The 2,979-nt window shown below is 69.8% G+C and carries 2 protein-coding genes and 1 pseudogene; all 3 read left to right on the top strand.

Annotated features, from left to right (window positions below):
* Positions 1-446, top strand: a pseudogene (locus AB4Z09_RS20125) (hypothetical protein); the annotation flags it as partial.
* Between the two features lie 160 nt (positions 447-606).
* Entirely contained in the window at positions 607-2,082 is a 1,476-nt protein-coding gene (locus AB4Z09_RS20120; protein WP_174908891.1) for an FAD-dependent oxidoreductase, read from the top strand.
* Between the two features lie 273 nt (positions 2,083-2,355).
* Positions 2,356-2,949 (top strand): 50S ribosomal protein L25/general stress protein Ctc, encoded by a 594-nt coding sequence (locus AB4Z09_RS20115; RefSeq protein ID WP_174908889.1) that lies wholly within the window; start codon positions 2,356-2,358, stop codon positions 2,947-2,949.
* Positions 2,950-2,979 lie beyond the last annotated feature (30 nt).

The following is a 2,979-nucleotide window of genomic DNA, read 5'->3' as shown; positions in this document are numbered from 1 at the left end:
CGCCCAGCACCACGACCTCGGCGCCACCGACGACGAGCGCGGAGGCAACGCCTGCGGGGGCAGGCGAAGCGGGCGCCGGTGGGTCCGGTGGGTCCGCCGGTAGTGCCGGAGGTGGCGCGAACCAACCGGCCGCCGGAACCGGTACCGGCGGCTCCGGCGGCGGCCAGAACGCCGGGCCGGGAACCCCGCCCCCGCCACCGTCACCCGCACCGGTCGGCGATCAGCAGCAACCGCCGGCCGATCCGAACTCCGGCAATCCCGTGGACGAGGAGAAGACGGATCCCGGTTCCGCCTCCGGCGGGGACGGCGGCGCAACCGGAGAGGGGACGGACCCGGACGGCACCAAGGATCCGGGCACGGGCGACACCGATACCGGAGGAGACAAGGGGGACGGCGGCGACAAGGGCGAGGGGGATCCCCCGAAGAACGATCAGCCGAACGGCTGACCGAACGGCCGCGGCGCACTCCCCCTCGAGGGTGGTGCGTCGCGGCCGGCCCGTCGGCGTACCGGAGTTGGGTTCCCGCTGGGCGGGATGTGTGTGCCGTCGAACCTTTTGCGCGTGTAAATGATCTGTGTCACACATTTATTCGTGAGAGGACGACCACATGGCCGACGCCACACCGATCCGACCGATCCAGGCTGATCAAGTCACCGAATGGGCCTACGAGGCCGATGTCGTCGTCGCCGGATTCGGTGTCGCCGGCGCCTCCGCTGCGGTCGCTGCCGCCACGGAGGGCGCCGAGGTCCTGGTGCTCGAGCGCACCGGCGGCTGGGGCGGCGCCGCGGCGATGGCCGGCGGATTCATCTACATGGGCGGCGGAACCCCCCTGCAGAAGGCGTGCGGTTTCGAGGACACCGTCGACAACATGAAGGCGTTCATGACGGCCGCGCTCGGCCCGGGCGTCGACGAGGCCAAGATCGACGCCTACTGCGAGGGCAGCGTCGACCACTACCACTGGCTGGCGGACGAGTGTGGCGTCCCGTTCAAGATGAGCTTCTGGGGCGAGCCGGGCTGGGAGCCGCCGGGCGACGACGGCCTGCAGTACACCGGCGGCGAGAACTCCGCCCCGTTCAACGCGACCATCCCGCCGGCGCCGCGCGGCCACGTCCCCCAGATGCAGGACAAGCACGTGAGCAGCGAGAAGGGCGGCGGCTACATGCTCATGAAGCCGCTCACCGACAAGGCCGCCGAACTGGGCGTCAAGGCCGAGTACGACATGCGCGTGCAGGCCCTGATCGTCGACGCCCACGGCCGCGTCGTCGGCCTGCAGGCCAAGCAGTACGGCAAGGACGTCGCCGTCCGCGCCCGCAAGGGTGTCGTGCTCGCGACCGGCAGCTTCGCGTACAACGACGACATGCTCGCGGCGTACGCCCCGCGTCTGATCGGCCGCCCGGCCGCCTCCATCGAGGAGCACGACGGTCGCGCGATCCGCATGGCCCAGGCGCTCGGCGCCGACCTGGCCCACATGGACGCCACCGAGGTCGCGTTCTTCTGCGATCCGCAGCTGTTCATCCGCGGCATCCTGGTCAACGGCCGCGGTCAGCGCTACATCAACGAGGACACCTACCCGGGCCGCGTCGGCCAGGCCACGCTGATCGAGAACCAGAACCAGTCGTTCCTGGTCATCGACGAGGAGGCGTACGAGGAGGGCATGACCCGTCCGACGTCGAGCCCGCAGCTGCGCCACCAGCCCAAGTGGGTGGCCGAGACCGTCGAGGAACTCGAGGCCGAGATGGGTCTGCCCGCCGGCGCGCTGCAGGCCACCGTCGACGTCTACAACCGCCACGCCGCGAACGGCGAGGATCCGCTGTTCGGCAAGAAGGCCGAGTGGGTCAAGCCGATCGGTTCGCCCGTCGCGGCCATCGACCTGCGCGGCATGACCGGCGGCTTCACGCTCGGCGGCCTGCGCACCAGCGTCGACTCCGAGGTCCTGCACGTCTCCGGCGAGCCGATTCCGGGCCTGTTCGCCGCGGGTCGCTGCACCTCCGGCGTCTCGGCCGGCGGCTACGCCAGCGGCGCGTCCCTCGGTGACGGCAGCTTCTTCGGCCGTCGCGCCGGACAGAGCGCCGCGAAGGCCTGACGCTCCACCCCTCGCCGAATCGGCCCGGTCGACGCATCGCCGTCGACCGGGCCGATTCCCGTTTCCGCAGGCCGTCCGGTAGAGTGTTTCAAGTTGTCTCGGCGAGGGCGATTCGCGAAGAACTTTTTCACGCTGAATCACCGTGATCGACGCGGCTACGGCTCCGCTCGAGCAGTCTGCACTGCTCCCCGGCCGTCCGTGTCCGTCCGCCTCTCCCCGCGACGACGACCGACCGCCAGCGAAATCTCACGTGAGTTGTAGGAGCCGTTCAAAATGTCTGACGCCAATCGCCTCGTAGCCTCCGCGCGTACCGAGTTCGGTAAGGGTGCCGCCCGTCGTGCTCGTCGCGATGGCCAGGTTCCCGCCGTCCTGTACGGCCACGGCACCGACCCGCAGCACCTGAACCTCCCGGCTCGTGAGTTCGCCGCCATCCTGCGCGCACACGGCACCAACGTCGTCATGACGCTCGAGGTCGACGGCAAGGAGCAGCTGGCGCTGACCAAGTCGGTCGTCGTCCACCCGATCCGCCGCTACATCGAGCACACCGACCTGCTGATCGTCCAGAAGGGCGAGAAGGTCTCGGTCGAGGTTCCCGTCGTCCTCACCGGTGTCGCTGCTCCCGGCGCGCTCGTCACCGAAGAGGCCAACACCATCAAGCTCGAGGTCGAGGCGCTGCACATCCCCGAGAATGTCGAGATCTCCATCGAGGGCGCCGAGATCGGCACCCAGTTCCTCGCCGGTGGCGTCACGCTGCCGAAGGGTGCAACCCTGGCTGACGATGCGGATCTGCTGCTCGTCAACATCGTTGCCGCTCAGGCTGCCGAGTCCACCGAGGCCGCTGCCGAGGCTCCGGCCGAAGAGGCCTGAGCAGCTCCACACTGAACGTCGTGCGGCGCG

It is taken from the genome of Rhodococcus sp. TAF43 (assembly GCF_052113525.1).
Taxonomy (GTDB): Bacteria; Actinomycetota; Actinomycetes; order Mycobacteriales; family Mycobacteriaceae; genus Prescottella.
Note: the sequence above shows the minus strand (reverse complement) of the source record. Positions and strands in the feature narration are given on the sequence as shown.

What these genes read in the sequence shown, in the direction of transcription:
- AB4Z09_RS20115 (WP_174908889.1), top strand. Translation starts at nt 2,356, where the DNA reads ATGTCTGACGCCAATCGCCTCGTAGCCTCCGCGCGTACCGAGTTCGGT.
- AB4Z09_RS20120 (WP_174908891.1), top strand. Translation starts at nt 607, where the DNA reads ATGGCCGACGCCACACCGATCCGACCGATCCAGGCTGATCAAGTCACC.